A 1850-nucleotide genomic window follows, 5' to 3' on the forward strand; every position below is an offset into this window, starting at 1 on the left:
CGGCTGGTTTACCCACACCCATCAAATAGCGCGGTTTATGCTTTGGCATTTGCGGTGTAAGGCTTTCGAGGATGCGCAGCATATCTTCTTTGGGTTCACCGACCGACAAACCGCCAATCGCATAACCATCAAACCCAATCTCCACTAATCCGGTCAGGGATTCGGTGCGCAGATTTTCATACATACCGCCCTGCACAATACCGAACAATGCAGAAGGATTATCACCGTGGGCGATCTTGGAACGCTTGGCCCAGCGCAGCGATAATTCCATCGAGTCGCGCGCTTCATGAATAGTCGCCGGATAGGGCGTGCACTCGTCAAAAATCATAACGATGTCAGAACCCAAATCGCGCTGCACTTGCATCGACTCTTCAGGCCCCATAAACACTTTGCTGCCGTTAATGGGCGATTTAAAAGTCACACCGTCTTCGGTAATTTTGCGCAACTTACCCAAGCTGAAAACCTGAAAGCCACCGGAGTCGGTCAGGATAGGGCCTTTCCACTGCATAAAATCGTGGAGGTCACCGTGGGCTTTTATCACTTCAGTACCGGGGCGCAACATTAAATGAAAGGTGTTACCAAGAATGATATGAGCACCTATATCTTCTACATCGCGCGGGGTCATACCCTTCACGGTGCCGTAGGTTCCTACAGGCATAAATGCCGGAGTCTCGACTGTGCCGCGCGGAAACTTCAAACGGCCACGACGCGCCCTGCCCGCCTGACTATCTAATTCAAATTCCATAAAACATTGGTTAGTCACGATCTTCTCTCTCGGCTCAGATAAATAGTATTCAAACAGAAGCGCCAACTGGTTGCAGCGCAGCAGCGGGATTGCGGGTGATAAACATGGCATCGCCATAACTGAAAAAACGGTATTGCTGTGCGACAGCTTCTTTGTATGCGGCCATGGTAAAACTATATCCAGCAAAGGCCGATACCAACATAATCAAGGTAGATTCGGGTAAATGGAAATTGGTCACCAGCGCATCATCCACCTGAAACTGGTAGCCAGGGTAAATAAAAATACTGGTCTCACCCTGATAAGGATGGATCGCGCCTTTTTGAGCAGGATTCGCATAACCCTGCGCCGCCGATTCCAAGCTGCGCACACTGGTCGTGCCTACGGCAATAACGCGTTTTCCCGCCGCTTTGGTTGCACGCACCAACTCACAGACCTCTGGAGACACATCCATAATCTCCGAGTGCATCTGGTGCTCGGCAATATTATCGACACGCATATTCTGGAATGTTCCCGCGCCCACATGCAAAGTCACAAACGCGATATTCACGCCTTTTGCACGCAGCTGCTCCAGCATCAATTCATCAAAGTGCAAACCGGCTGTCGGCGCCGCAACAGCGCCCTGCTCTTTGCTATACACGGTTTGATAGCGCTCGCGGTCAGCGACAACATCGTCCCTATCTATATAAGGAGGCAACGGCATGTGGCCGATCCGATCCAAAACGATCAAAGCCGAATCATCGCCCAGAAATTCCCACTCAAACAATGCATCGTGACGGGCGACCAATTGCACGCAGGTGCCATCCTGCAAAATAACCTGCGAATCCACTTTCGGCGCTTTGCTTGCGCGGGTATGGGCGAGTACACGGCGGTTATCCAACACACGCTCCACCAGAATCTCTACCTGCCCACCCGACGTTTTTTGGCCAAACAAACGCGCTGGAATCACGCGGGTATTGTTAAACACCATCAAATCACCCGGCTCCACCAGATTGAGCAGATCGGGAAACTGCCCATGGGCGAGCTGCCCGTTTAAGCCGTTCAACTGTAATAAACGACTACCACGCCGCTCGGCAGCGGGGGCACGGGCAATAAGGGAATCGGGTAA

General features: G+C 51.8%; 2 protein-coding genes. Both read right to left on the reverse strand.

Annotation, left to right across the window (positions count from 1 at the left end; genetic code table 11):
* Positions 1 to 745: tRNA guanosine(34) transglycosylase Tgt (tgt, locus tag ACWA6V_RS21145; protein WP_449524332.1), on the reverse strand; the 745-nt coding region annotated here is incomplete at its 3' end.
* A 49-nt stretch (positions 746 to 794) separates the two neighbouring features.
* On the reverse strand, positions 795 to 1850 hold a 1056-nt coding region (gene queA / locus ACWA6V_RS21150), incomplete at its 5' end, for a tRNA preQ1(34) S-adenosylmethionine ribosyltransferase-isomerase QueA (protein ID WP_449524331.1).

The organism is Cellvibrio sp. (assembly GCF_053579595.1).